The organism is Escherichia sp. TW09308 (genome assembly GCF_000208565.1).
Classification (GTDB): domain Bacteria; phylum Pseudomonadota; class Gammaproteobacteria; order Enterobacterales; family Enterobacteriaceae; genus Escherichia; species Escherichia marmotae.
The window spans coordinates 4061001-4083584 of sequence record NZ_AEME01000001.1 but is presented as its reverse complement, the minus strand read 5'-3'; the positions used below and the strand labels follow the sequence as shown (position 1 = coordinate 4083584).

23 protein-coding genes and 1 pseudogene are annotated in these 22584 nt (G+C 50.7%); 9 read left to right on the top strand and 15 right to left on the bottom strand.

From position 1 onward, the window contains the following. Positions 1-4: 4 nt before the first annotated feature. The 11 genes from traV to traM all read right to left on the bottom strand — a co-directional run bounded on the left by traV (position 5) and on the right by traM (position 6434). Positions 5-520, bottom strand: coding sequence for a type IV conjugative transfer system lipoprotein TraV (gene traV, locus ESM_RS0119775; RefSeq protein ID WP_000809874.1), 516 nt, complete (start codon positions 518-520; stop codon positions 5-7). Then, entirely contained in the window at positions 517-837 is a 321-nt protein-coding gene (locus ESM_RS0119770; RefSeq protein ID WP_001057307.1) for a conjugal transfer protein TrbD, read from the bottom strand. The genes traV and ESM_RS0119770 overlap by 4 nt, the downstream gene beginning before the upstream one ends. Continuing rightward, on the bottom strand, positions 824-1414 hold the full coding sequence (gene traP, locus ESM_RS0119765; RefSeq protein ID WP_000002784.1) for a conjugal transfer pilus-stabilizing protein TraP: 591 nt from the start codon (positions 1412-1414) through the stop codon (positions 824-826). The genes ESM_RS0119770 and traP overlap by 14 nt, the downstream gene beginning before the upstream one ends. Further along, complete coding sequence (traB, locus tag ESM_RS0119760; RefSeq protein WP_000146657.1) at positions 1404-2831, bottom strand: F-type conjugal transfer pilus assembly protein TraB; 1428 nt, start codon at positions 2829-2831, stop codon at positions 1404-1406. Before traB ends, traP begins: the two co-directional genes overlap by 11 nt. After that, positions 2831-3559 carry a type-F conjugative transfer system secretin TraK gene (gene traK / locus ESM_RS0119755; RefSeq protein WP_001230798.1) on the bottom strand — a complete coding sequence of 243 codons (729 nt, stop codon included), beginning with the start codon at positions 3557-3559 and terminating at the stop codon, positions 2831-2833. Before traK ends, traB begins: the two co-directional genes overlap by 1 nt. After that, complete coding sequence (gene traE / locus ESM_RS0119750) at positions 3546-4112, bottom strand: type IV conjugative transfer system protein TraE (RefSeq protein ID WP_000399792.1); 567 nt, start codon at positions 4110-4112, stop codon at positions 3546-3548. The genes traK and traE overlap by 14 nt, the downstream gene beginning before the upstream one ends. A 21-nt stretch (positions 4113-4133) precedes the next feature. Beyond that, positions 4134-4445 (bottom strand): type IV conjugative transfer system protein TraL, encoded by a 312-nt coding sequence (gene traL / locus ESM_RS0119745; protein ID WP_000012103.1) that lies wholly within the window; start codon positions 4443-4445, stop codon positions 4134-4136. Between the two features lie 14 nt (positions 4446-4459). Further along, entirely contained in the window at positions 4460-4819 is a 360-nt protein-coding gene (gene traA, locus ESM_RS0119740) for a type IV conjugative transfer system pilin TraA (RefSeq protein WP_000340272.1), read from the bottom strand. 33 nt (positions 4820-4852) lie between these two features. Beyond that, positions 4853-5080: a conjugal transfer relaxosome protein TraY gene (gene traY, locus ESM_RS0119735; RefSeq protein WP_001254386.1), complete on the bottom strand. Its 228-nt coding sequence runs from the start codon at positions 5078-5080 to the stop codon at positions 4853-4855. A gap of 93 nt (positions 5081-5173) precedes the next feature. Beyond that, positions 5174-5860 (bottom strand): PAS domain-containing protein, encoded by a 687-nt coding sequence (locus ESM_RS0119730; protein WP_000332484.1) that lies wholly within the window; start codon positions 5858-5860, stop codon positions 5174-5176. Positions 5861-6050: 190 nt separating this feature from the next. Continuing rightward, entirely contained in the window at positions 6051-6434 is a 384-nt protein-coding gene (traM, locus tag ESM_RS0119725) for a conjugal transfer relaxosome DNA-binding protein TraM (protein WP_000124981.1), read from the bottom strand. A 287-nt stretch (positions 6435-6721) separates the two neighbouring features. Between traM and ESM_RS0119720 the strand changes: the two genes are divergently transcribed. Continuing rightward, complete coding sequence (locus ESM_RS0119720) at positions 6722-7369, top strand: transglycosylase SLT domain-containing protein (RefSeq protein ID WP_000614934.1); 648 nt, start codon at positions 6722-6724, stop codon at positions 7367-7369. A 12-nt stretch (positions 7370-7381) separates the two neighbouring features. Here the strand turns inward: ESM_RS0119720 and ESM_RS0119715 are convergent. Both ESM_RS0119715 and mdtA read right to left on the bottom strand, forming a co-directional pair. Continuing rightward, a pseudogene (locus tag ESM_RS0119715) lies at positions 7382-8008 on the bottom strand (efflux RND transporter permease subunit); the annotation flags it as partial. Continuing rightward, positions 8008-9255 carry a multidrug efflux RND transporter subunit MdtA gene (gene mdtA, locus ESM_RS0119710; protein ID WP_000679018.1) on the bottom strand — a complete coding sequence of 416 codons (1248 nt, stop codon included), beginning with the start codon at positions 9253-9255 and terminating at the stop codon, positions 8008-8010. The pseudogene ESM_RS0119715 and the gene mdtA, both read right to left, overlap by 1 nt. A 279-nt stretch (positions 9256-9534) precedes the next feature. Here mdtA and ESM_RS1000000128570 point away from each other — a divergent pair, with 279 nt between their 5' ends. From ESM_RS1000000128570 to ESM_RS0119695, 4 genes are all read left to right on the top strand, one after another. Continuing rightward, on the top strand, positions 9535-9591 hold the full coding sequence (locus tag ESM_RS1000000128570) for a type I toxin-antitoxin system Ibs family toxin (protein ID WP_106907789.1): 57 nt from the start codon (positions 9535-9537) through the stop codon (positions 9589-9591). 217 nt (positions 9592-9808) lie between these two features. Then, entirely contained in the window at positions 9809-10468 is a 660-nt protein-coding gene (locus tag ESM_RS0119705) for a vWA domain-containing protein (RefSeq protein ID WP_000003146.1), read from the top strand. Next, entirely contained in the window at positions 10465-11226 is a 762-nt protein-coding gene (locus ESM_RS0119700; protein WP_000119089.1) for a PP2C family serine/threonine-protein phosphatase, read from the top strand. The genes ESM_RS0119705 and ESM_RS0119700 overlap by 4 nt, the downstream gene beginning before the upstream one ends. Next, the gene (locus tag ESM_RS0119695; protein ID WP_001516643.1) at positions 11223-13163 is read left to right on the top strand and encodes a helix-hairpin-helix domain-containing protein; all 1941 of its coding nucleotides are present in this window, start codon (positions 11223-11225) and stop codon (positions 13161-13163) included. Before ESM_RS0119700 ends, ESM_RS0119695 begins: the two co-directional genes overlap by 4 nt. 12 nt (positions 13164-13175) lie before the next feature. On the opposite strand, the gene yegD is transcribed toward ESM_RS0119695, so the two are convergent. After that, the gene (yegD, locus tag ESM_RS0119690; RefSeq protein ID WP_000469721.1) at positions 13176-14528 is read right to left on the bottom strand and encodes a molecular chaperone; all 1353 of its coding nucleotides are present in this window, start codon (positions 14526-14528) and stop codon (positions 13176-13178) included. A 133-nt stretch (positions 14529-14661) separates the two neighbouring features. Between yegD and alkA the strand changes: the two genes are divergently transcribed. Then, the gene (alkA, locus tag ESM_RS0119680; RefSeq protein WP_000288421.1) at positions 14662-15510 is read left to right on the top strand and encodes a DNA-3-methyladenine glycosylase 2; all 849 of its coding nucleotides are present in this window, start codon (positions 14662-14664) and stop codon (positions 15508-15510) included. Positions 15511-15580: 70 nt separating this feature from the next. On the opposite strand, the gene ESM_RS0119675 is transcribed toward alkA, so the two are convergent. Next, entirely contained in the window at positions 15581-18898 is a 3318-nt protein-coding gene (locus tag ESM_RS0119675) for a diguanylate cyclase (RefSeq protein WP_000044736.1), read from the bottom strand. Positions 18899-19216: 318 nt separating this feature from the next. Between ESM_RS0119675 and udk the strand changes: the two genes are divergently transcribed. The 3 genes from udk (at position 19217) to asmA (ending at position 22406) form a co-directional block, all read left to right on the top strand. Beyond that, the gene (gene udk / locus ESM_RS0119670) at positions 19217-19858 is read left to right on the top strand and encodes a uridine kinase (RefSeq protein ID WP_000132077.1); all 642 of its coding nucleotides are present in this window, start codon (positions 19217-19219) and stop codon (positions 19856-19858) included. A 91-nt stretch (positions 19859-19949) separates the two neighbouring features. After that, positions 19950-20531: a dCTP deaminase gene (gene dcd / locus ESM_RS0119665; protein ID WP_001234771.1), complete on the top strand. Its 582-nt coding sequence runs from the start codon at positions 19950-19952 to the stop codon at positions 20529-20531. Positions 20532-20552: 21 nt separating this feature from the next. Next, positions 20553-22406 carry an outer membrane assembly protein AsmA gene (gene asmA, locus ESM_RS0119660; RefSeq protein ID WP_001252379.1) on the top strand — a complete coding sequence of 618 codons (1854 nt, stop codon included), beginning with the start codon at positions 20553-20555 and terminating at the stop codon, positions 22404-22406. The last annotated feature ends 178 nt before the right edge of the window (positions 22407-22584 follow it).

Below are 22584 nucleotides of genomic sequence, written 5' to 3'. Positions count from 1 at the left end.
CCAGTTAATTAATACGTGGTTTTCCCCACGCAGACGGTTTAATAACAAAAAACACGCTGGATGGCTGATGATAAACATCCTGGTTATCAATATAAGGCGCTATCCATAATGCTGCCGTCTGCTCACCCGTTCTTAACGGACGGGGAGGCGTTACCGGCGCAACTGAACTGACCGGGACAACCGTTTTCACTTCCCGGGCTGCAGTAAACAGCGGGCGAGGTGTCAGCAGTTTCTGCTCCGGAAGTGTCGTCACCGCAGGTCTGCTGCCGGACGGGGTGGTCGCGGTGATGGTCTGCACCGGCATTGTCCGGAAGTTCCCTTCAGCCAGGCGCGGCAGTGATGCCGCAACCGGCTTTGCTTCTGAGGACTGCTCCAGTTTTTTGGCCTTCTCATTGGCCTGCTCCATCGTCATACAGGTATCGGATGTGGTGGCGTTACACTCAAATTCCGTATTTGTTCCTGCGCAGCCGGAAAGTAATAAGGTTCCCAGCAGAGGAATAAATAAAGAAATCTGTTTCATTGCCCTTCTCCTTTTTTATTACTCCCCACAACAGCAGAAATTAACTCTGCTGTCAGATTTGTTTTCCCTGCACAGGGATGTCCGGAGACCACTGTATTTCCCGGAGAAGAAAATAAGCTCATCGACATTCCCTTCTTCATCACACCGACAGCAGCCATATTAAAATTGTGCGGCAATGATTCAGAACTGAACACCTTCGGAGCAGGAAGAACTATTTTTGTGGTGCAGTTACTGAGAACAGCATGCATAAAATCATCTGATACGTTTTTATCCGGCACAACGCGGGCTGTAATAACATTAATATTACGCATGTTCATTTTTATCTCCGTTGCTTCTGTTTGTTCGGTCATCAGGGAAATAAACATGGCATTTCCTGATTTTTCCCGGCAGGGAAGCGTCTTCCGTATAAACGTCCTTCAGATATTCATCTGCGGTTACCACCCGGATACATTTCATTTTTCCGGGCAGCACCGGATATTTCCCGGTGATCGCTGCCAGCGAGACATACATCAGTGCCAGTGTTGCCCATAATGCGGTGACCAGTTGCATCAGTGACCGGTCAGTCTCCCTGACATAATCTGCAGCATCAGCCGCGCGGTAATGGCAGATATCCTGTATTTCTGATCTGCCTGAAGAATCAGAGGAAGAAAACCAGCATTCACTGACCGGGAACTGTCCGGCAGGTGCTGTTTGTCTTACGAAGTTAATCTCCTTAACCAGTAATTTCCCCGGCGTGGTGTTGTCCTTCCATAAAACAAACAGAGCCATCAGGGCCATTGTGGCCAGTGGCAGAATGACGGTGTACTTCAGACACCAGAACAGTCCTCGCAGAACCCGGGCGACAACATACCGGGCGGCATGGCACGCCTGACGGGACGACATATTATTTGCCATCGTTGCCTCCTCCCTGGCTGCCGGACATAAACTGCTGCGGATTCAGGTTGCCCAGCTGCTTCAGCATCTGGTCAGTATTAAAGCCGTTAAGATGACTTTCAGCTGATGGCGGAACAGGAACCGGACTTTCCGGATTATCTTCTTCCGCTCTGTTCTGCGTGCGCTCCAGCGCCATCTCTTCCACGGTTTTCAGCTGGAAGCCGTCCTGGAACACCACGGTCACTTCGTTGCCCGCACCAATCGGTATCACCGGGTGATACTGTTCGGCACGTTTGATGTAGTAGTCACTGAGCGTCTGTGCGGCTTTCGATGCGCCGCCACCGATACCCATTTTAAGGACATCGCCGGCCCCGTAAGCAGCAGTGGCACCCAGCCCGACAGCCGGCTGGGAAGCACGCTCCATTCCCTGACCGATACCGTCAACAAATCCCGCGCCCCATGCCCAGCCGAGGATTTTGCCGTTACGCATCACCACTTCGCCCTTGATACCGTTTTTACCCCGGAAGCTGACATGCCCCTTAATCGGCATATCAATAGTTTTGCCGTCCTTCAGGCAGCTGATATTGCGGGTGCGTACAATGGCACGTTCACTGGACACATCCCCCCAGGCTTCCAGCCCCACAAAACATCCCGTTGCGTCATACGTTTTGCTGTTCGGCATTTCCACCAGACCGGTGATACGCAGCTGCATCGGCACCGTGGATTCATTACCGGTGACTGAGGCATTGGCATCCGCTCCTTCAATCAGCATGGCTTTCGCAAAACTTCCTGACGGAATGTACGGCAGTGATGGTCCCTGTTTTCCCTCATTACGGGTGAACACCTTACGCTGTATCCGGTTAGGCACCGGTACAGACTGGTACGTCACCTGCGGTGGTGGCGTGACACCATTCCCGGGATAAAACGCCGTCGGCGGTGGAACAGCAACGCTGCCCTGCGGCGGGAAAGATACGGGTGTGTTTCCTGGTTGTGGTTCGCCTTCCGGGCCGGGCGGTGAGGCTGGCGTCTGCGGTACTGGCTCACCGGTCGCGGTGACAGGATTTGCACCCAGGGCTTTCACCTGCTCTGCCAGTGCAGCATTGTCCTGTCCCAGCTTTTCAATACGACGCTGGTCATCACCGCGCTGTTTGTTCAGGACATCCAGCTCACGACGGATTTCCTCATACTGCTTCTGCATCTGCGCTGCCGTCACCTGCATCTCTGTGGTGGCATGCTGACGCACCTTGTCATCAAAGGTCGTATCCACCACACCGGTCATATCCGGCACAGGCTCCTGTTCAGCCACGGTTTCACCGTTACCGGACATGTCCACATCAGACAGATACAGTGCCCCACCAATCGCGGAGGCTGCACCGACAACCACAATCCCCAGCCACAGGTACTGCTTGCGTTTCACAATGGTATTGATACTGGCCATCAGTTGCCCTCCCCGTCACGGATGACATACACATCCATGCGCGCACCTGCCAGTAACTGGCTGGCAGGCTGGCTGAACATCACGGCACGGGTTCCCGGCTGCCAGAAGTCACTTTCCCGGATATTCAGGGCAGACAGCGTTTTATTTTCCACGGCAAAGCGGATCATCTTCAGGTGATTCCCCGTCCATACAGCATCTGCCACTGAAGACAGCCCCGCCGGGGTCTGCAGGGTTTCTTTTGTCACCGGGACCTGATACCAGCCTGCAGGTAATTTTCCGCCACGGACGGCCTGGCTGATGGTCACAAGCAGGGATTCGTAAGGCGTGGACGTTTCCCACGCACCGGCTTCTTCTCCGGTTCCGCGCAGGTCACTGACCAGCTGAATGGTACGCCCCGCGCCTTCACGGGGAACGGCCTGAATGGAAAGATTCAGACCACGTTCTGTTTCCAGAATGAACGTAAAGGGCTTTTTGTTGACGGTGGCCACCACCACACCGCCGGAGGCGGTCTGCTCATTATTGGTCAGGGCACCATCCAGACTGTTCACGGCGATAATCCGGTCACCGGGAACGGTAAACAGATTCGGGCTGGTATTGCTGATGGCAATACTGGCCTGACCACCGTTCACCATTGGCACCACGGTGGGGGCCAGCGTACCGTTTGCGGCCATCACGCTGCAGGAAAAAAACAGGCTGCCGAATATTATTGCCGTATTATTTTTTCTCATCGTCTGTTTCCCCGAAATTATCCAGCCAGGTCACCCCGTTTTCCCGCTTCAGAATAAGGATGTAATGTTTAATATCAGTGAAAGGTTTTGAATCACCAATCCAGGTTTTAAGCACACCACGAATTTCCACACGGCCATACTGAGGCCAGACACGAACACTGGTCTGGAAAAAGGCTGAGTTCACGTTATCGTTTTTAATACGCTTCGCTTCTTCAGCCAGAATAACTTTCATCTGGTTCTGTGCGCCCGGGCGGATATATTGCAGAAGCGCCTGATGTGAGGCATCGACGGTTTCTGATGAAACATTCAGACGGAGGGCAATAAATGACAGCGCCATCTGCTGTAAATAAGAGGCGTCGGCACTGTTCTGTGACACGGCAAAGGGGGCATTAAATGCCATTGGCGTCACGGCAGTGCGTTGCTCATTCTGAAGACGGTAGTTATTCACCCCCTGAATGACGTTAACAGAGAGGCTGAGAACAATAAGCACTGACATAAATATAAAGGCGATGGCCATTACACGACTGGTACTTAAACGGGCACCGTGTTCCATATAACAATCCTGGTATCAGTTCTATTTAATCCACTGCCGGAAACACGAATCGGGAACATTATGAAAAATACCGCGCAGCAGGGCTGTTGGCATATACCAGTAAATCAGGTCACGTAACCAGGAACTGCCCCGCCCTTTTTTCAGTTTTTTAATCCCGAAATAAACCAGAACCGCTGCACCAATACCGAACAGATATTTCGCTGTTGTGATACCCCAGCCAATACAGATTGCTGCGGGGATCAGTTCATCCAGTGGCAGGCCAAACCAGCGGCTCTGGTTGGTCAGTGTTTCCGGGAAACGATATTTCTTAAGTTTATTCTCGTCTCCCGACATCGTTTTATTTCCTGTCAGAGGCCAACGACGGCCATACCCACAGCAATAAATACAGAGATGATGGCAAAACCGGCCAGGAACTTGACGTTTTTGGTCATCATGTACATGACCGCACCGACCAGAACTTCAGCCAGAACGACCCATTTAACAACACTGGAGTCCTTACCGAAGGTCGCCTTAACCGTGGTGTTACCGCTTGCCATCAGGTCCTGGCCCTGTGCTGCCATTGCCAGTTGCGGGAAGAACATCATCAGAACAGCAGCCGGGATCACAGCGCGAGCCAGGCGAAGCATATTCAGACGAGTGAATTTAGAAAAAAACGACTTCTTTTTGACGGGCGCAGAAGCACCCTGAACACTTAAAACGGCGTCCATATGATTCCTCTGTTTAATATTGATAGATAAAAACTAAAGTTCTTTAAATGTTGACTCGCTCTCTTCGGTCACCTCCCTGAATATTTCTTCGTTATAGAAATCAGGAAATCGTTTCAGATGATCTCTGAGACGGATCTGGACTTCTATCGTTTTACTTCTTCCACTACGATCTTTGGCCTTAATAAGTCGGTTATTTGTATCTTCATCGAGATACACCGAGACCGTTCTGCTTATACCGCCTCTCGCGTTACGCCTCCTCACTCAATTCACCTCTGTTTCCCGACTAATAAAATTATGATTGCACAGAAACCGACGAAAAAAAACACGCCAAAATTGGCGTGTCTTATTTAACATTTACTTAACGCTATAAAATTCACGAATTATATTTAATAGCGAATCTATTTCCCCTTTATAGATACATGACACTCTAAATAAATCAAAGTGTTCAAAAAATTCTTTTATTTTCCGTTTGACTGGTTTAATTCGATCCTCAGATGCTCTGTCTGTAATACCCAATTCTCTGGCAATTGTTGCATGACCAACACCCAGCATATAAAAAGAGAAAACAAGCAATGTCCCGGGGGAAAGATCATTCCATATCGTTAATTTGTCAGAAGTATTTGTATTACTTCCACTCTGATTTAACGCAAAAAATGGATAATCAGGAAACGGATTAATTTGCCATAAAACAACAGATTCGTCATTATAAAAAGAAACATTCTCCATCCTTATCTGATAGATTTCGCCATGAAAATTAAAACGACGACAAAATGCAGAGCCATGTCCAAGAGCCTGGCATTCCAGTTCAAGTGATGAAAGAAAAATTTCAACCTGCAGACGTATATAACTCTCTCCGGATAAGGGTTTATCTTCTCTGGAAAAGAGTTCAATAAAAGCCCCATTGGCATAAAGGATTTTCCGGTTTTTGTTACGGACACAAACCGGAACGGGAGAATTTCTGTAGATATTCTGAACGTTAAGGATGTATTTATTTACAGATTGACTGTTAAGTGGCCTTTCTCTACGATCCAGCGCACACATAGGAACCTCCGTTAAGGATTCTATGGACAGTCGATGCAGGGAGGTCTGAACTCCCTGCATCGGCGATTTTCAGTTTCAATTTTTAACGTGGCATTAACCACGTAATTAATATACTAATTATCTGACGTATTGTCATCTTTTTGAATCATAAAAATTCTTATATTTGAACCAACTCAAACTTCATTTTCATTTATTCATCATCATTTTTTGGAAAAAACCGGTCCATCTCAACAGACACTTTCTCTCTGATATCGTCAACCATACTGGCATATTCAAACTTCGGGTTTCCGGAGACATGAGGACTGAGAGACTCAATACCTAAAATCTTTGCCACCGTTGACTGTGTTTTTACAACACATTCAAGAAGAAGTTTATTAAACTCTGTCTGGTTAAACGCAGACTCTTTACGCTCCATCTGTGCATCATATACGCGAAGCCCCAATTCAAGAAGCATTGAAGCAGTTCCTGAAAGGCTTATATCTTTATCTCTTGCTCCCTCCTGACGACGCTTTTCAACAATCATGTTAATTTTTTCATGAACCTCATTACTGATATACAGATTTACTCTGGCCATAAGACAGTACCTTTTATATTCTGAAATAAGAGTTTTATTTCATTTACTCATAGTTTGGTCTGAAAAAAGAAGAGCACCCCTAGCAGCGCCCCTAGGGTCATACTATAAAAAAACGCACGGCGCTGCTAGGGGCGGCCCTAATATATCCAAATGTTTTTCATAAAATTTGTCAGTACTGACCCTAACAAGGGTCGCCATAGGGTCGCCATAGGGTCGCCATAGGGTCGTCAACGACCCTATTTAATAATGTAAAATAAATTAAAATACATTATTTAAAACATAAGCTAATGATTCAAAAAGCAAATCAGCAAAAACTTGTTTTTGCGTGGGGTGTGGTGCTTTTGGTGGTGAGAACCACCAACCTGTTGAGCCTTTTTGTGGAGTGGGTTAAATTATTTACGGATAAAGTCACCAGAGGTGGAAAAATGAAAAAATGGATGTTAGCCATCTGCCTGATGTTTATAAATGAGATCTGCCATGCCACTGATTGCTTTGATCTTGCAGGCCGGGATTACAAAATAGATCCTGATTTACTGAGAGCAATATCATGGAAAGAATCCCGTTACCGGGTTAATGCCATCGGTATTAATCCGGTAACGGGATATGGCAGCGGACTGATGCAGGTAGATTCCCAGCATTTTAACGAACTGGCCCGCTATGGAATTAAGCCGGAACATCTGACAACAGATCCCTGCATGAACATTTATACCGGTGCTTATTATCTGGCAATAGCCTTTAAAAAATGGGGCGTCTCCTGGGAGGCCGTTGGTGCATACAATGCTGGATTCAGGAAGACCGAACGCCAGAACCAGAGACGTCTTGCCTACGCATCAGAGGTTTACCGGATTTACACCGGGATAAAGAGCAGTAAAGGCATCCAGGTTCCGACCACGAAGAAATCACTTCCTGAAATTAACAGCGTGCAGAACAATTAATCTTACAGACATTGTCAGATATCGGGCGGCAATCGCCTGAGCGTTAAGTTTGACGCGAACGGCCGGACGCTGACCGCCGGAAAGCGTTACCAGCCCGACGCCGGAAATCTGCGAGATTTTCTGCGCCACGCGGGTTTCTACCATATCTTCCACCTGCGTCATCGGCATGGCGGTTGAGGTAACGGCAAGCGTCATGATCGGCGGATCTGCCGGATTCACTTTGCTGTAAACCGGTGGGTTAGGCAGATCGCCTGGTAACAGGTTAGTGGCGGCGTTAATTGCGGCCTGCACTTCCTGCTCGGCAACGTCCAGCGGTAATGTTAGCTGGAACTGTAAAGTGATGACCGACGCGCCGCCGGAACTTTGCGACGACATCTGTTTCAGTCCGGACATTTGCCCGAACTGGCGTTCAAGTGGCGCGGTAACGGCAGAGGTCATCACATCCGGGCTGGCACCGGGGTAAAGCGTAACCACCTGAATCGTCGGATAATCCACTTCCGGCAACGCCGAAACGGGCAGGGTGCGGTAGCCAATAATCCCGGCGAGTAAGATCGCTACCATCAGCAGCGTGGTGGCGACAGGACGCATAATAAACAGGCGCGACGGGCCGCCTGTGCTGCTCGGAGGTAACACCTGCATCAGGAGCGCGCTCCTTTTTTCGCATATTCGCGGCTGGTGGCTTTCTCTTCTGGTGTGCTTGTGCCTTGCGCTTCAACCACTTCCACTTTCGCCCCTTCGGTCAGGCGGTCAATGCCGTCCGTCACTACCCGATCGCCTGCGGAAATACCTGCGCGGATCACCACTTTCTGGCTGTCCTGAATGCCCGGTGTCACCAGATGCTTGCTGACTTTGTTTTCGCTATTCAGCACCCAGACAAAGTGACCTTCGTTACCCATTTGCAGTGCAGCGGTTGGGATCACCACGGCGTTTTGTTCAGTGTCCACTAACATGCGGGCGTTAACAAACTGGTTGGGGAACAGCGCATCATCCTGATTATTAAAGCGTGCTTTTACTTTGATGGTGCCAGTGGTGGCGTCGATTTGGTTATCGAGACTTAACAGCGTACCTTCACTTAATTTCTTCGAGTTGGTGCGATCCCAGGCTTCAACAACCAGCGGTTTTCCGGATTTTTGTGCCTGCACAACGGTGGCGATATCGCTTTCCGGTAGAGTAAATACCAGATCGATAGGATGCGTCTGGGTGATCACCACAATGCCAGTGGTATCGCCGCTGGAGATTTGGTTACCGACATCAACCTGTTTCAGGCCAACCCGACCATCGACTGGTGCGGTGATGCGACTCCAGTCGAGTTGCAGTTGTGCGCTGGCAACGCTGGCTTCATCCGCCTTAATGGTGCCTTCGGTTTCACTGACCAGTGCCTGTTGGGCATCCAGTTCCTGACGGGAAACGAGGTTGGTTTTTGCCAGTTGTTGATAACGCGCCAAATCACGGCGGGCATTGGCAAGTGTGGCTTTATCTTTTGCCAGTTGTCCTTGTGCCTGGGCCAGTGCAACTTTGAACTGGCTGGGATCAATCTCAGCCAGTAAATCTCCCGCTTTTACCTGCTGACCTTCCTGAAAATGCAACGCCATCAACTGGCCGTCAACGCGACTGCGCACTGTGACGGTGTTTGCAGCGGTAATGGTGCCAAGCCCGGTGAGATAACGCGGAACTGCCTGTTCAACGGCAGTTGCTGCCTGCACGGGAGCCAGCGGTCCGGAGCGCATACCACGACGGCCACCGGCTGGCGGCTGCTGCGCTTGCTTCGTCGCACCTGGCGCTGCGCTCTGGGATTCATTGCGGCCTTGCCAGAACCAGAATGCGGCGATGGCGGCGATAACCACCACGATTACGATTACCCAACGGGATTTATAACTGCCTTTCATCGTTAAGAGTTTCTCTTCCTGAAACGTTTCGCGGAATGATACTAGTGTAGCCAGCTAATCAGGGAGAAAAATGGAGGAATTATGAAACAGTTTCGCGAATCGTCTGAATGGTTGTGCACTTTGCGAGCGCGCATCCAGTAATAACATGTGAAACTATTTTATCTGCAGGTTAGCGATAGACTACGTGCGTGGCGATAAGGAGGTAAGCCGACGATTTCAGCGGGATGCTGAAACGGGAAAGCCCCTCCCGAAGAAGGGGCCTTAAAGAAGGAAAGGGTCATGATGAAATGGATCATCATCGTGGTGCTCTTAGTCATTAGCTTACCGGCTTACTAAGACTACCAGGGCGGGGGAAACCCCGCTCAACCCTCACTCCTGAAAGTATGTCACTCCCCCCTTACTGTCAATCTATAAGACCTCGTTCTTGCGAGGCGAATAGCAAAATTATCTACGCAGTTGGACTGAATTCTGAAAGTTGTTTCACCTGCTCTTAATTCATTATTGCAGTCGGTATGATACCGAACCTTAATAATTCTCTAAGAAAGGATCTCTTATGAGCGAACAAATCACCTTTGCCACCAGCGATTTTGCCAGTAATCCGGAACCACGTTGCCCCTGCATTTTGCTGCTGGATGTTTCTGGTTCGATGAACGGCAAACCCATTAATGAACTTAACGCCGGATTGGTTACCTTTCGCGATGAACTGCTTGCCGATCCGCTGGCATTAAAAAGAGTCGAACTGGGTATTGTGACTTTTGGCCCGGTGTATGTGGAACAACCATTTACCAGCGCCGCTAACTTTTTCCCGCCCATCCTGTTTGCTCAGGGCGATACACCCATGGGCGCAGCCATTACCAAAGCCTTGAATATGGTTGAGGAACGTAAGCGGGAGTATCGTGCCAATGGTATCTCCTATTATCGTCCGTGGATTTTCCTGATCACCGATGGCGCGCCAACCGATGAGTGGCAGACTGCCGCCCACAAAGTGTTTCAGGGGGAAGACGCTAAGAAGTTTGCCTTTTTCACCATTGGTGTTCAGGGGGCTGATATGAAGACCCTGGCACAAATCAGCGTCCGCCAGCCTTTGACACTGCAAGGATTACAATTCCGCGAATTGTTTAGTTGGTTATCCAGTTCGCTACGTTCGGTTTCCCGTTCCACGCCGGGAACGGAAGTTGTACTGGAAGCACCGAAAGGTTGGACGTCAGTGTGAGTTGGCGCCTGGTTTATGCATCTGCCGTCGGAACGTCGCACATCAGCTCAGGCTTGCCTTGCCAGGATGCCTGCCAGATGCAGGTTGTCTGGCTAAAAGACCAGCAGCCATTACTGGTGGTGTTTCTTGCTGATGGCGCAGGTAGCGTGTCGCTGGGTGGTGAAGGCGCGATGCTTGCTGTCAATGAAGCGATGGCTTATATGTTGCAGAAAGTGCAGGGCGGGGAATTAGGGCTTAATGACGTCCTCGCCACGGATATTGTGCTGTCTATTCGTCAGCGACTTTTTGCCGAGGCTGAAGCCAAAGAATTAGCGGTTCGCGATTTTGCCTGCACGTTTCTGGGATTGATTTCATCGGCTAACGGCACCTTGATTATGCAGATTGGCGATGGTGGCGTGGTGGTGGATTTTGGTCACGGCCTGCAACTGCCGCTCATGCCGATGGTGGGTGAATATGCCAATATGACGCACTTCGTTACCGATGAAGATGCCGTTTCCAGACTGGAAACTTACACCTGCACTGAACGGGCGGTAAAAGTGGCAACATTTACGGATGGCATTCAACGGCTGGCATTAAATATGCTGGATAACGTGCCCCATGAGCCTTTCTTTGCGCCATTTTTCAATGGACTCAAATCAGCTACGCCTGAACAATACGATTTACTGCCAGATTTATTGAAGCAATTTTTGTTCAGTGAGGCAGTAAATGAACGCACGAACGATGATAAAACGCTGGCGCTGGCTATTTGGTTACCATGAAATCAACCTTGTATACCGCTACTGGCGAGTGCGTTACGCCAGACCGTGAACTGGGCAAAGGTGGCGAAGGTGCGGTTTATGATATTGAGGAGTTTGTCGATAGCGTCGCCAAGATTTATCACACGCCGCCACCCGCCTTAAAACAGGACAAACTTGCCTTTATGGCGGCGACAGTTGATGCGCAGTTGCTGAATTATGTCGCCTGGCCGCAGGCAACGCTTCACGCCGGGCGCGGCGGAAAAACCATCGGTTTTATGATGCCAAAGGTTTCAGGTAAAGAACCGATTCATATGATCTATAGCCCGGCACATCGTCGCCAGAGTTACCCTCATTGTGCGTGGGATTTTCTACTCTATGTTGCGCGTAATATAGCTTCATCTTTTGCTACGATTCACGAGCACGGGCATGTCGTGGGTGACGTAAACCAGAATAGCTTTATGGTAGGCCGCGATAGCAAAGTTGTATTGATCGACAGTGATTCCTTTCAGATTAACGCCAATGGCACGCTGCATTTATGCGAAGTCGGCGTGTCGCATTTTACGCCGCCAGAACTGCAAAGCTTGCCGTCATTTGTTGGCTTTGAACGCACAGTGAATCACGATAATTTTGGCCTTGCGTTGCTGATTTTTCACGTCTTATTTGGTGGGCGTCATCCTTATTCCGGTGTGCCGCTTATACCTGAAGCGGGTAATGCGCTGGAGACGGATATTGCCCATTTCCGTTATGCCTACGCGTCGGACAGTCAGCAACGAGGATTAAAACCGCCGCCACGATCTATTCCGTTATCGATTCTACCAACCCATATTGAAGCGCTGTTTCAGCAGGCGTTCACCGAAAGTGGCGTGGCAACCGCGCGTCCGACGGCAAAAACATGGGTAGCGGCACTTGATTCTCTACGCCAACAGTTAAAGAAATGTACCGTTTCAGCAATGCATATTTACCCGGATCATTTAACTGACTGCCCGTGGTGTGTGCTCGATAATCAAGGCGTTATCTATTTTATTGATCCCGGTGAAGAGGTCATTACCACCGGCGGAAATTTTGTGCTGGCGAAAGTCTGGGCGATGGTAATGGCGTCAGTGCCACCGCCAGCATTACAGTTACCATTACCGGGACATTTCCAACTTACTGGCAGGCTGCTTCCTGTTGGGGTACTAAGGAGTAAATACATCATTCTGATTGAGATCGCGTTGTCAGCGTTATCGCTGTTACTTTGCGGTCTTCAGGCGGAACCGCGCTATATCATTTTGGTTCCCGTGCTGGCGGCTATCTGGATTATTGGCAGTCTGGCAAGCAAAGCGTACAAAGCAGAAGTCCAACGACGCCGTGAGGCGTTTAATAGCGCAAAAATGGACTATGACCATTTAGTTAACCAGATCCAGCAGGCAGGTGGGCTGGAGGGTTTTATCGCTAAACGGACGATGCTCGAAAAAATGAAGAGCGAGCTTCTCGGTCTGCCGGAAGAAGAAACGCAAGCGTTGGCAGCACTCCATGACACAGCACGGGAACGCCAGAAGCACAAATTCCTCGAAGGATTTTTTATTGATACCGCGTCGATTCCAGGCGTTGGCACGGCTCGTAAAGCGGCGTTACGTTCCTTTGGTATTGAAACGGCGGCGGATGTTACCCGACGCGGCGTTAAGCAAGTGAAAGGGTTTGGCGACCATCTGACCCAGGCTGTCATTGACTGGAAAGCGAGCTGCGAACGCCGATTTGTGTTCAGGCCGAATGAAGCGGTAACGCCAGCAGACAGGCAGGCGGTAATGGCGAAAATTGCCGCCAAACGACATCGACTGGAATCGGCGTTGACTGTCGGCGCGACAGAGTTGCAGCGTTTCCGTCTTCATGCTTCTGCACGGACTATGCCGTTGCTGGAACCGTTACGTCAGGCGGCGGAGAAACTGGCTCAGGTGCAGGCAGATTTAAGCCGTTGCTGAGCCATCCTTCATTTAACGAAATACCACTTCCGCCCAGCGTGCCAGTCCGGCGGTGACGGAGCCAAAGTCATCGCCGCCAGCAATCGGAATCCCCGGCAACTGTTCCGCCAGTGCCTTTTTAATCAGCGGCGAGCGGGCGCTACCACCAGTCAGATAGATGACGTCCGGTTTTTCCTGGGCGTTATCCAGCGCCAGTTGCACCTGTTCCAGAATCCGCGCCAACGGCTGGTTGAGGGCGCTCTCCAACCCTTGCTGGCTAATCAGCGTAGCCAGTTCGTCGCGGATAAATGGCAGCGACGCGCGAGTTTCAACTTCACTGGAAAGCGCAATTTTGCTCTCTTCTGCGCAGCGTACCAGGCGATAACTTAAACGTTGCCGCCAGACTTTCTGCAACAGGGCAACTTTTTCCGGTTCGCGGGCATCTCGTACTAAATCATTAAGCAGACGACCATTGGCGCTACTGTAGAAATCGCTTTGCGCAGGTACGTCGTTGATGGCGACCGCATTCCACCACGGCAGAATCGGCAGGGCGATACCTTTTTCTGTATCGCCACCCATGCCCAGCAGTGGCATCAGGTGTTTAAACGCCAGTGCGATATCCAGATCGTTACCGCCAATACGGCAGCCACTGTGACCAAGCAGACTGGCTTCACGATCCAGGCGCGAACGCCACTGGGGGCCCATAAGCAACAATGAACAGTCAGTCGTACCGCCACCGATATCCACCACCAGTACACGTTTTTCTTCCTGCAAGGTCGCTTCGTAATCCAGCCCGGCTGCCACCGGTTCGTACTGGAATACCACATCCTTGAACCCGGCACGCTTCGCCGCACGTTCGAGGATCCCCTGCGCCTGGGCGTTAGCTTCATCGCCACCCAGCCCCTGGAAGTTAATTGGACGGCCAATCACCGCTTGGGTAATCGCTTCAGGTAACTGCGCTTGTGCTTGTTGGCGAATGTGTAACATCATTGCGCAGACCAGATCTTCAAACAGCGCCACCTGCTGCGGTTTTAAACCGCTGGCTCCGAGGAACGATTTCGGTGATTTCACAAACCACACTTCTTCCGGATCATCAATGTACTGCGCCAGTGAGGAAAGACCGAACTGCACGCTTTTCGCCGTAACATCGATATCTTCTTCGCGGTTGTAACGAATCGCCCGACGCAGCAGCGCCTGCGTTTCATCGTCGTTTGCCGGAACATCATGATGGCGGTACAGCCATTCGCTTACCGCTTCACGCGTTGGTGCGCAAAGCATTGAAGGCAGCAGCGAGCTGTCATTTTCCATTTTCAGCAACTGTGGTTTACCGTCACGCATCACCGCTACTGAACAGTTTGCTGTACCGTAATCAAAACCAATAAACACGAAATAATCCCCATGCCGGTGAAGAAGGGGCGTGACTTTAGCGAAATGTTGTCGCCGCGACAACCGGAATATGAAAGCAAAGCGCTGCGTCTGAATAACGTTTATGCTGAAAGCGGATAAAAAAGGAGATGTAATGTATACCCTGAACTGGCAACCGCCGTATGACTGGTCGTGGATGTTGGGATTTCTTGCCACTCGTGCGGTGAGCGGTGTGGAAACGGTCGCTGACAATTATTATGCCCGCAGTCTGGCAGTGGGCGAACATCGGGGCATGATAACGGTGGTTCCTGATGTCGAAAATAATACGTTGCAAGTGAACTTAAGTTCGGGATTAGAACCAGTGGCGACCGAGTGCCTGGCGAAAATAAGCCGCCTGTTTGATCTGCAATGTAATCCGCAGATTGTTAATGGGGCGTTAGGTGAGTTAGGCGCGGCGCGGCCGGGATTGCGTTTACCTGGCTGTGTTGATGCTTTTGAACAGGGCGTGCGCGCCATTTTAGGCCAACTGGTGAGCGTGGCGATGGCGGCGAAATTGACCGCCAAAGTGGTGCAGCTTTATGGCGAACGTCTGGATGATTTCCCGGATTATATCTGCTTTCCCACGCCTCAACGGCTGGCAGCAGCCGACTCGCAGGCGCTAAAAGCGTTGGGGATGCCGCTGAAACGGGCAGAGGCGTTGATCCATCTGGCAAATGCGGTACTGGATGGCTCCTTACCGATAACAATGCCCGGTGATGTTGAGCAGGCGATGAAAACGCTGCAAACCTTTCCTGGAATCGGGCGCTGGACGGCGAATTATTTCGCCTTGCGCGGCTGGCAAGCGAAAGATGTTTTTCTACCGGATGATTATTTAATTAAACAGCGATTTCCGGGAATGACGCCGGCACAAATCCGCCGTTATGCCGAACGCTGGAAACCCTGGCGTTCTTATGCGCTGTTGCATATCTGGTATACGGAAGGCTGGCAACCAGATGAAGCATGATGCTGGTCGCCGGGCGGCCGACGAAATGGATGAATTGTAGACGCATCAGGCGATGGGGGCGGCAAAATACTCAGTTAATTGCGAAATAACTGCTATTAACCAGCAAATCCAGCGGTTGGGCATCGGCAATCACCTCGCCATAAATCAGATCGACGCCGATGCCAGAAAGCGTATCCATTACCAGCGGCAGCGTTACTGGCCCGGCGATGGTTTTCAATCCCAGCCGCCGGGCGTGACCCTGAATGATCGAAATCAGCATTTCATCCATCAAATTGCCTTGTACGCTGGCGCATAACTCGTCGTCGAGTAGCAGATAATCTGCCATATTCGCGTTCAGTGCGTTGAAGATTTGCAGGTCGCGTCCCACCTGACTGAGCACGATCCGGCAGCCCGCCAGCCGCAGTTTGTGCATATTTTCTGCGTGGTCGAAAATGGTTTCTGCCGGAATAATCAGATGTAATAACCGTGGTTGTAGTGGGCTATTTTCCAGTTGTTCAAGCAGTTCATCCACCAGCGTGGTGTTGCTTAAACCGGTAACGGAAAGGGGAAGGGCGATGCTTAAGCCTTTACTGGCAACTGCGTTTGCTGCCTGTTGGAAAAATTCATGCAATACCCGGCGATCAAGGGCGAGATTGAGCATCGGATCACTGAAGCTACGGCGAAATGTCAGTTCGTTAATAACCTCGCCGTTACGACTCCAGAGCTTAAGCGAAATCAGCCACAGATTACGCGTTTCCGGAATTCGCGGAGAAGCGACGCCGTGGGCGATCAGCAGCAGATGATTCTCTTTAATCATCATCCACGGATCATCGGGTGACATCGCTGCCTGTGCGCTATGTGCGGTAACTTGCTGTGGTTCGTAAACCGTCACCTGGCCGCGGCCCGCATTTTTTGAAGCATAACAGGCGATATCGGCCTGCGACATCACATCTGCCGCCTGATGATTGCTGTCATCGATCAGTGTAATTCCTGCGCTGGCTCCAACCCGATGCACACGGCCTTCCCACATAAAGTGGTAGTCATTAATCGTGCTGATAATGCGTGTCGCGATAAAGCGGGCACTTTCAACATTACAGTCAGGTAGTAAAAGACCAAATTCATCACCGCCGAGCCGCGCCAGCACGTCACTGGAGCGCAACAGGTTTAACATCAGCGATGCCAGTTCTCGCAGCAGGGCATCACCTGCCGCGTGCCCGGCGCTGTCATTTACGGCTTTAAAGCGATCAAGATCGATAAACACCAGAGCATGTCGTTGATGCGTACTGCTTACCGTCTGCAAAAGTATCCGCAACTGCTTCTCAAAACTGGCACGGTTGGCGAGATGTGTCAGGGTATCATGGGAGGCGCTGTAGCTAAGCTGGCGCAGCATTTTGCGTGATTCGGTGACGTCCTGAATTACCAGCACCGAACCAATATTGCTGCCATCAAGGGTACTTAGCGGCGTAATGCTGTAATGGACGTCGTAGCTGCCGCCGCTACGGCAGTGGAGAACGACATCTTGTTCGATAGCGGAACGCGACGTGTCGGCACTGTAAATGTTCTCCATTAAGGGACCATTATCACCAAATGTAATTTGCAACACCGTGAGTAGCGGAACACCCAACGCCTCTTCTTGCGTCCAGCCGCTCATCTTCTCGGCAACCGGATTCATAAAGGTGATTTTCATCGCCATATCAATACAGACCACGGCTTCACCGATGGAATCCAGCGTAATGTGCAGGCGCTCTTTTTCCTGAAACAGCGCCTCATTGAGCTGTTTCACTTCGGTCATATCAATATTAATGCCGAGCAGGCGCTCGACTTCGCCCTCTTTATTCAGCACACGATTGGCGAGGGCGCGAATATGGCGGATGCCATCTTTTACGGTAATGCGAAATTCCAGTTTAAAAGGCAAACGAGCCTGCAATGAATCGCGAATCACTTTCTCGGCGTGCCCGCGATCTTCTGGCAGCACACAGTCGTACCACACCTGCCAGTTCGGTTTGACATGTGACGGAATTTCATACAGCTCGAACATCCGCTTATCCCAACTGAAGATGTTAGGCTTCAGCTCCCACTCCCAGATGCCAATGCCACCGGCTTCGTTAGCCAGTGTTATCCGTTCCATCAGACGTTTGTTGATCTGTTCGGTGCGTTTGAGATCGTTTATGTCTTCAATCTGGGCAATAAAATAGAGTGGTGTGCCATCGGTGTGGCGTACCAGTGAGACGGCAAGCAACGCCCAGACAACGTCGCCATTACGGTTGTAGTAGCGTTTTTCCATTGAATAGGTGTTTATTTCACCGCTGATCAACTTCTCAACGTGTTGCAGATCTTTATTGAGATCTTCCGGCCAGGTAAGTTGTTGAAAGGTAATGGCACGCAGCTCTTCCTGGCTGTAACCAAGAAACTGGCATAGCGATTTGTTGGATTGCAGCCATTGCCCTTCGATACCCACTAACGCCATGCCGATGGCGGAATACTCCATCGCATTCCGAAAGCGGGTTTCGCTTTCGGAAATATGCTTGCGTTCAGCGCGAAAGGCATACATCACCATGGTCATGATGTTGGCGGGCAGCAGGATCAGCAAAAATGGCAGCCACGGCATATGGCTCATCAGGTAGGTTCGCGGCGTGGCGAGTAAAGCCGGATCGGCTGCCAACATCAGCGACACCATCATCACCGTGGCAAGAAAAATCAAAAAGGCTTCCATCCGTGGCAAACGCACGGCGCTCCACATCAGCAGCACAATAATGAAAGTAAAAGGCCACGGCAGATACCGCATCGAGAGCCAGCTTAACGCCAGCGTGATGGATAACGTTAACAGCGTCTCAAACAGCAACCGCGGGTCGCGATGGCGCAATAGATAGTGTGGCTTAAACAACAATCCCAGCGGGACTAGCGCCAGTGCGCCGATTGATTCGGAAAGCACCCAGATCAGAAATGCTTTAAGTGGATCGTCGTCTGGAACCAGCAAGACAACCAGCACGCCGCCCAATACAGGTGGCACGATAGCGCTGCCAAATGCCAGACGTAGCCAGTCAGCCAGATTTTGTAGTGGGTTATACCACGGTAATAATTTACGCAGCAGCATTGCGCCCACGACGGCCTCAATAATGTTGATGGTCGTCCAGGTCATATTGAGCGAACTGGTAGAAAAAAGCAGTACAGATGCGGCGACATTTCCCAGCGAGCAGGCCAATGCGATTCCCGGCCACATCCGCCCGGCATGGCGGTAAAACGCCACCATCATAATGGACGTCGGAAACCACAGCGGCGCAAGCTGGCTACCAAACTGCGAAAGTTCAAGTGAGAAGAGGGTAAAGATAAACGAGACTAAACCTAAACTGACGAGGTGAAGCAGTGGATGAGGCAGGGTAATTAAAACACGTTGTGATCGTTTACTCATTACCGCTCTATCCATATGGCCAGGTCGCCAGCATTAGTATCTGTGTTTATGCTAGTACAAAAGTTTTACATTTTATATGCGGTTTGTTCATAAAGTGACGTAATGGGCGGTAATTTGCACAACCGGACATAACATCTTTCACATTGCGTTAAAAGCAAACAATTAAATTTGCGTCAGGGAATGGATCGTCAACAATTAACTCTAAATGTGCGGCAACGCTATTCGACTGGTATCAGGCGGATGAAATCCCTATAATTGCCGCGTTTGGTGCTTCGGCACCCCCTTCCTAACATCCAGGTTAATCAGGTCGCTAAATTTATGACTGATCAGTCTCATCAGTGCGTCATTATCGGTATCGCTGGCGCATCGGCTTCCGGCAAGAGTCTCATTGCCAGTACCCTTTATCGTGAATTACGTGAACAAGTGGGTGATGAACACATCGGCGTTATTCCGGAAGACTGCTACTACAAAGATCAAAGCCATCTGTCGATGGAAGAACGCGTTAAGACCAACTACGACCATCCGAGTGCGATGGATCACAGTCTGCTGCTTGAGCATTTACAAGCGCTGAAACGTGGTTCGGCTATTGACCTGCCGGTTTACAGCTATGTTGAACATACGCGTATGAAAGAAACGGTGAAGGTTGAACCGAAGAAAGTCATCATTCTCGAAGGCATTTTGCTGCTGACGGATGCGCGTTTACGTGACGAACTCAACTTCTCCATTTTTGTTGATACCCCGCTGGATATCTGCCTGATGCGCCGCATCAAGCGCGATGTTAACGAGCGCGGGCGTTCGATGGATTCGGTGATGGCGCAATATCAAAAAACCGTGCGCCCAATGTTCCTGCAATTCATTGAACCTTCCAAACAATATGCCGACATTATCGTGCCGCGCGGCGGTAAAAACCGCATCGCGATCGATATATTGAAAGCGAAAATAAGTCAGTTCTTTGAATAAGCCTGGTAAATTGTGTACCGTTCAGTGATAACCTGGTATGCCCTTGACGTAAAAGGCGTTAAGGGAGTGATGCGCGAAAGGAGAAAATGCCATGCGTCTGTGTGACCGAGATATTGAAGCCTGGCTTGATGAAGGCCGTTTGTCGATCAACCCACGTCCGCCGGTGGAACGTATTAATGGCGCGACGGTGGATGTGCGCCTGGGCAATAAATTTCGTACCTTCCGGGGCCACACGGCAGCGTTTATCGATCTGAGCGGTCCTAAAGACGAAGTGAGCGCGGCCCTTGATCGCGTGATGAGCGATGAGATCGTGCTCGATGAAAACGAGGCGTTTTTTCTTCATCCAGGTGAGCTGGCGCTGGCGGTGACGCTGGAGTCGGTAACCTTGCCTGCTGATTTAGTGGGCTGGCTGGACGGGCGTTCTTCACTGGCGCGTTTAGGGCTGATGGTGCACGTCACCGCACACCGTATCGATCCGGGCTGGTCTGGCTGCATTGTGCTGGAGTTTTACAACTCCGGTAAACTGCCGTTGGCGCTGCGCCCGGGGATGTTAATTGGCGCGCTGAGCTTTGAGCCGCTTTCCGGCCCGGCAGCGCGTCCATACAACCGCCGTGAAGATGCGAAATATCGCAACCAGCAGGGCGCGGTCGCCAGTCGAATCGATAAAGACTAATTCAGGCCCATTGAGGATTCCATGAGACGATTTCTGACGACGCTGATGATACTCCTGGTCGTGCTGGTGGCCGGGTTATCTGCGCTAGTGTTGCTGGTGAATCCGAATGATTTCCGCGACTATATGGTCAAGCAGGTTGCTGCGCGTAGCGGCTATCAATTGCAGTTGGACGGGCCACTGCGTTGGCACGTCTGGCCGCAACTTAGTATTCTCTCCGGGCGCATGTCCCTTACCGCCCAGGGTGCCAGCCAGCCGCTGGTACGAGCCGATAATATGCGCCTTGATGTGGCGCTTTTACCGCTACTGAGCCATCAACTGAGCGTTAAGCAGGTGATGCTGAAAGGCGCAGTCATTCAACTGACGCCGCAGACAGAAGCGGTGCGGAGTGAAGATGCCCCCGTTGCGCCGCGCGATAATACGTTGCCGGAGCTGTCAGAAGGTCGCGGCTGGTCGTTTGATATCTCCAGCCTGAAGGTAGCTGACAGTGTGCTGGTGTTCCAGCATGAAAATGACGAGCAGGTGACGATTCGCAATATCCGTCTGCAAATGGAGCAAGATCCCCAACATCGTGGCTCGTTTGAGTTCTCCGGGCGGGTTAATCGCGACCAGCGCGATCTCACGTTATCTCTCAAAGGCACGGTGGATGCCTCTGATTATCCGCAAGATTTAACGGCGGCTATTGAACAAATTAACTGGCAGTTGCAGGGCGCAGACTTGCCAAAACAAGGTATTCAGGGGCAGGGGAGTTTCCAGGCCCAGTGGCAAGAGCCACATAAACGTCTGTCATTTCATCAAATCAATTTGACCGCTAACGACAGTACGCTCAGTGGGCAAGCGCAGGTCACGCTGACAGAGAAGCCGGAATGGTTGTTAAGACTGCAATTCCCGCAGCTTAATCTCGATAACTTAATCCCGCTTAATGAAACAGTTAACGGTGAAATCGGTGCTGCGCAGCAGGGGCAGAATCAACCAACGTTACCACGTCCCGTTATTTCCTCGCGTATTGATGAGCCAGCCTACCAGGGGTTAAAAGGTTTTGCCGCCGATATATTGTTGCAGGCTGATAACGTGCGTTGGCGCGGAATGAATTTTACCGATGTCGCCACGCAAATGACCAACAAGTCGGGCTTGTTGGAGATTATCCAACTGCAAGGCAAACTCAACGGTGGGCAAGTTTCGCTGCCGGGCACGCTGGACTCGACGGTAAAAAATCCGCGGATATCCTTTCAACCCCGGCTGGAAAACGTTGAGATTGGCACTATTCTGAAGGCGTTTAACTATCCGATTTCGTTGACCGGCAAAATGTCGCTGGCCGGTGATTTCTCCGGTGCTGACATTGATGCGGAAGATTTCCGCCATAATTGGCAAGGGAAGGCGCATGTTGAAATGGCCGACACGCGCATGGAAGGGATGAACTTCCAGCAGATGATCCAGCAGGCGGTAGAACGTAACGGCGGTGATGTGAAGGCTGCTGAAAACTTCGATAATGTGACACGGCTTGACCGTTTTACGACGGATTTGACGCTAAATAATGGCGTCGTGACGTTAAACGACATGCAGGGTGAATCGCCAGTGCTGGCGCTGACAGGGGCTGGTACGTTGAATTTGGCAGAGCAAACCTGTGACACCCAGTTTGATATTCGTGTCGTTGGCGGCTGGAACGGAGAAAGCAAGCTGGTTGAATTCTTCAAAGAAACACCGGTTCCGCTGCGGGTTTATGGCAACTGGCAGCAACTCAATTACAGTCTGCAAGTGGATCAGTTGCTGCGTAAACAGTTACAGGACGAAGCCAAACGTCGCCTGAACGACTGGGCTGAGCGCAATAAAGACTCCCGCAATGGTAAAGATGTGAAGAAGTTGCTGGAGAAGATGTAAGTTTCCAGATGACATAATTTGTAGGCCTGATAAGACGCGTAAAGCGTCGCATCAGGCAATCACGTAGATTACTTTCAGCAAAGATGAATCATCAGTAAAAGTAAGGTATTTCAGCGAGGGTGTTGGTCCGGCTGTAAATCGCCGAATCGTTTCCTGTAGGCCGGGGCAGCCCACATGG

Coding starts and splice junctions, on each gene's coding strand:
- traV (WP_000809874.1), bottom strand. CDS start 520: ATGAAACAGATTTCTTTATTTATTCCTCTGCTGGGAACCTTATTACTT.
- ESM_RS0119770 (WP_001057307.1), bottom strand. CDS start 837: ATGAACATGCGTAATATTAATGTTATTACAGCCCGCGTTGTGCCGGAT.
- traP (WP_000002784.1), bottom strand. CDS start 1,414: ATGGCAAATAATATGTCGTCCCGTCAGGCGTGCCATGCCGCCCGGTAT.
- traB (WP_000146657.1), bottom strand. CDS start 2,831: ATGGCCAGTATCAATACCATTGTGAAACGCAAGCAGTACCTGTGGCTG.
- traK (WP_001230798.1), bottom strand. CDS start 3,559: ATGAGAAAAAATAATACGGCAATAATATTCGGCAGCCTGTTTTTTTCC.
- traE (WP_000399792.1), bottom strand. CDS start 4,112: ATGGAACACGGTGCCCGTTTAAGTACCAGTCGTGTAATGGCCATCGCC.
- traL (WP_000012103.1), bottom strand. CDS start 4,445: ATGTCGGGAGACGAGAATAAACTTAAGAAATATCGTTTCCCGGAAACA.
- traA (WP_000340272.1), bottom strand. CDS start 4,819: ATGGACGCCGTTTTAAGTGTTCAGGGTGCTTCTGCGCCCGTCAAAAAG.
- ESM_RS0119730 (WP_000332484.1), bottom strand. CDS start 5,860: ATGTGTGCGCTGGATCGTAGAGAAAGGCCACTTAACAGTCAATCTGTA.
- traM (WP_000124981.1), bottom strand. CDS start 6,434: ATGGCCAGAGTAAATCTGTATATCAGTAATGAGGTTCATGAAAAAATT.
- ESM_RS0119720 (WP_000614934.1), top strand. CDS start 6,722: ATGATTCAAAAAGCAAATCAGCAAAAACTTGTTTTTGCGTGGGGTGTG.
- mdtA (WP_000679018.1), bottom strand. CDS start 9,255: ATGAAAGGCAGTTATAAATCCCGTTGGGTAATCGTAATCGTGGTGGTT.
- ESM_RS0119705 (WP_000003146.1), top strand. CDS start 9,809: ATGAGCGAACAAATCACCTTTGCCACCAGCGATTTTGCCAGTAATCCG.
- ESM_RS0119695 (WP_001516643.1), top strand. CDS start 11,223: ATGAAATCAACCTTGTATACCGCTACTGGCGAGTGCGTTACGCCAGAC.
- alkA (WP_000288421.1), top strand. CDS start 14,662: ATGTATACCCTGAACTGGCAACCGCCGTATGACTGGTCGTGGATGTTG.
- ESM_RS0119675 (WP_000044736.1), bottom strand. CDS start 18,898: ATGAGTAAACGATCACAACGTGTTTTAATTACCCTGCCTCATCCACTG.
- udk (WP_000132077.1), top strand. CDS start 19,217: ATGACTGATCAGTCTCATCAGTGCGTCATTATCGGTATCGCTGGCGCA.
- dcd (WP_001234771.1), top strand. CDS start 19,950: ATGCGTCTGTGTGACCGAGATATTGAAGCCTGGCTTGATGAAGGCCGT.
- asmA (WP_001252379.1), top strand. CDS start 20,553: ATGAGACGATTTCTGACGACGCTGATGATACTCCTGGTCGTGCTGGTG.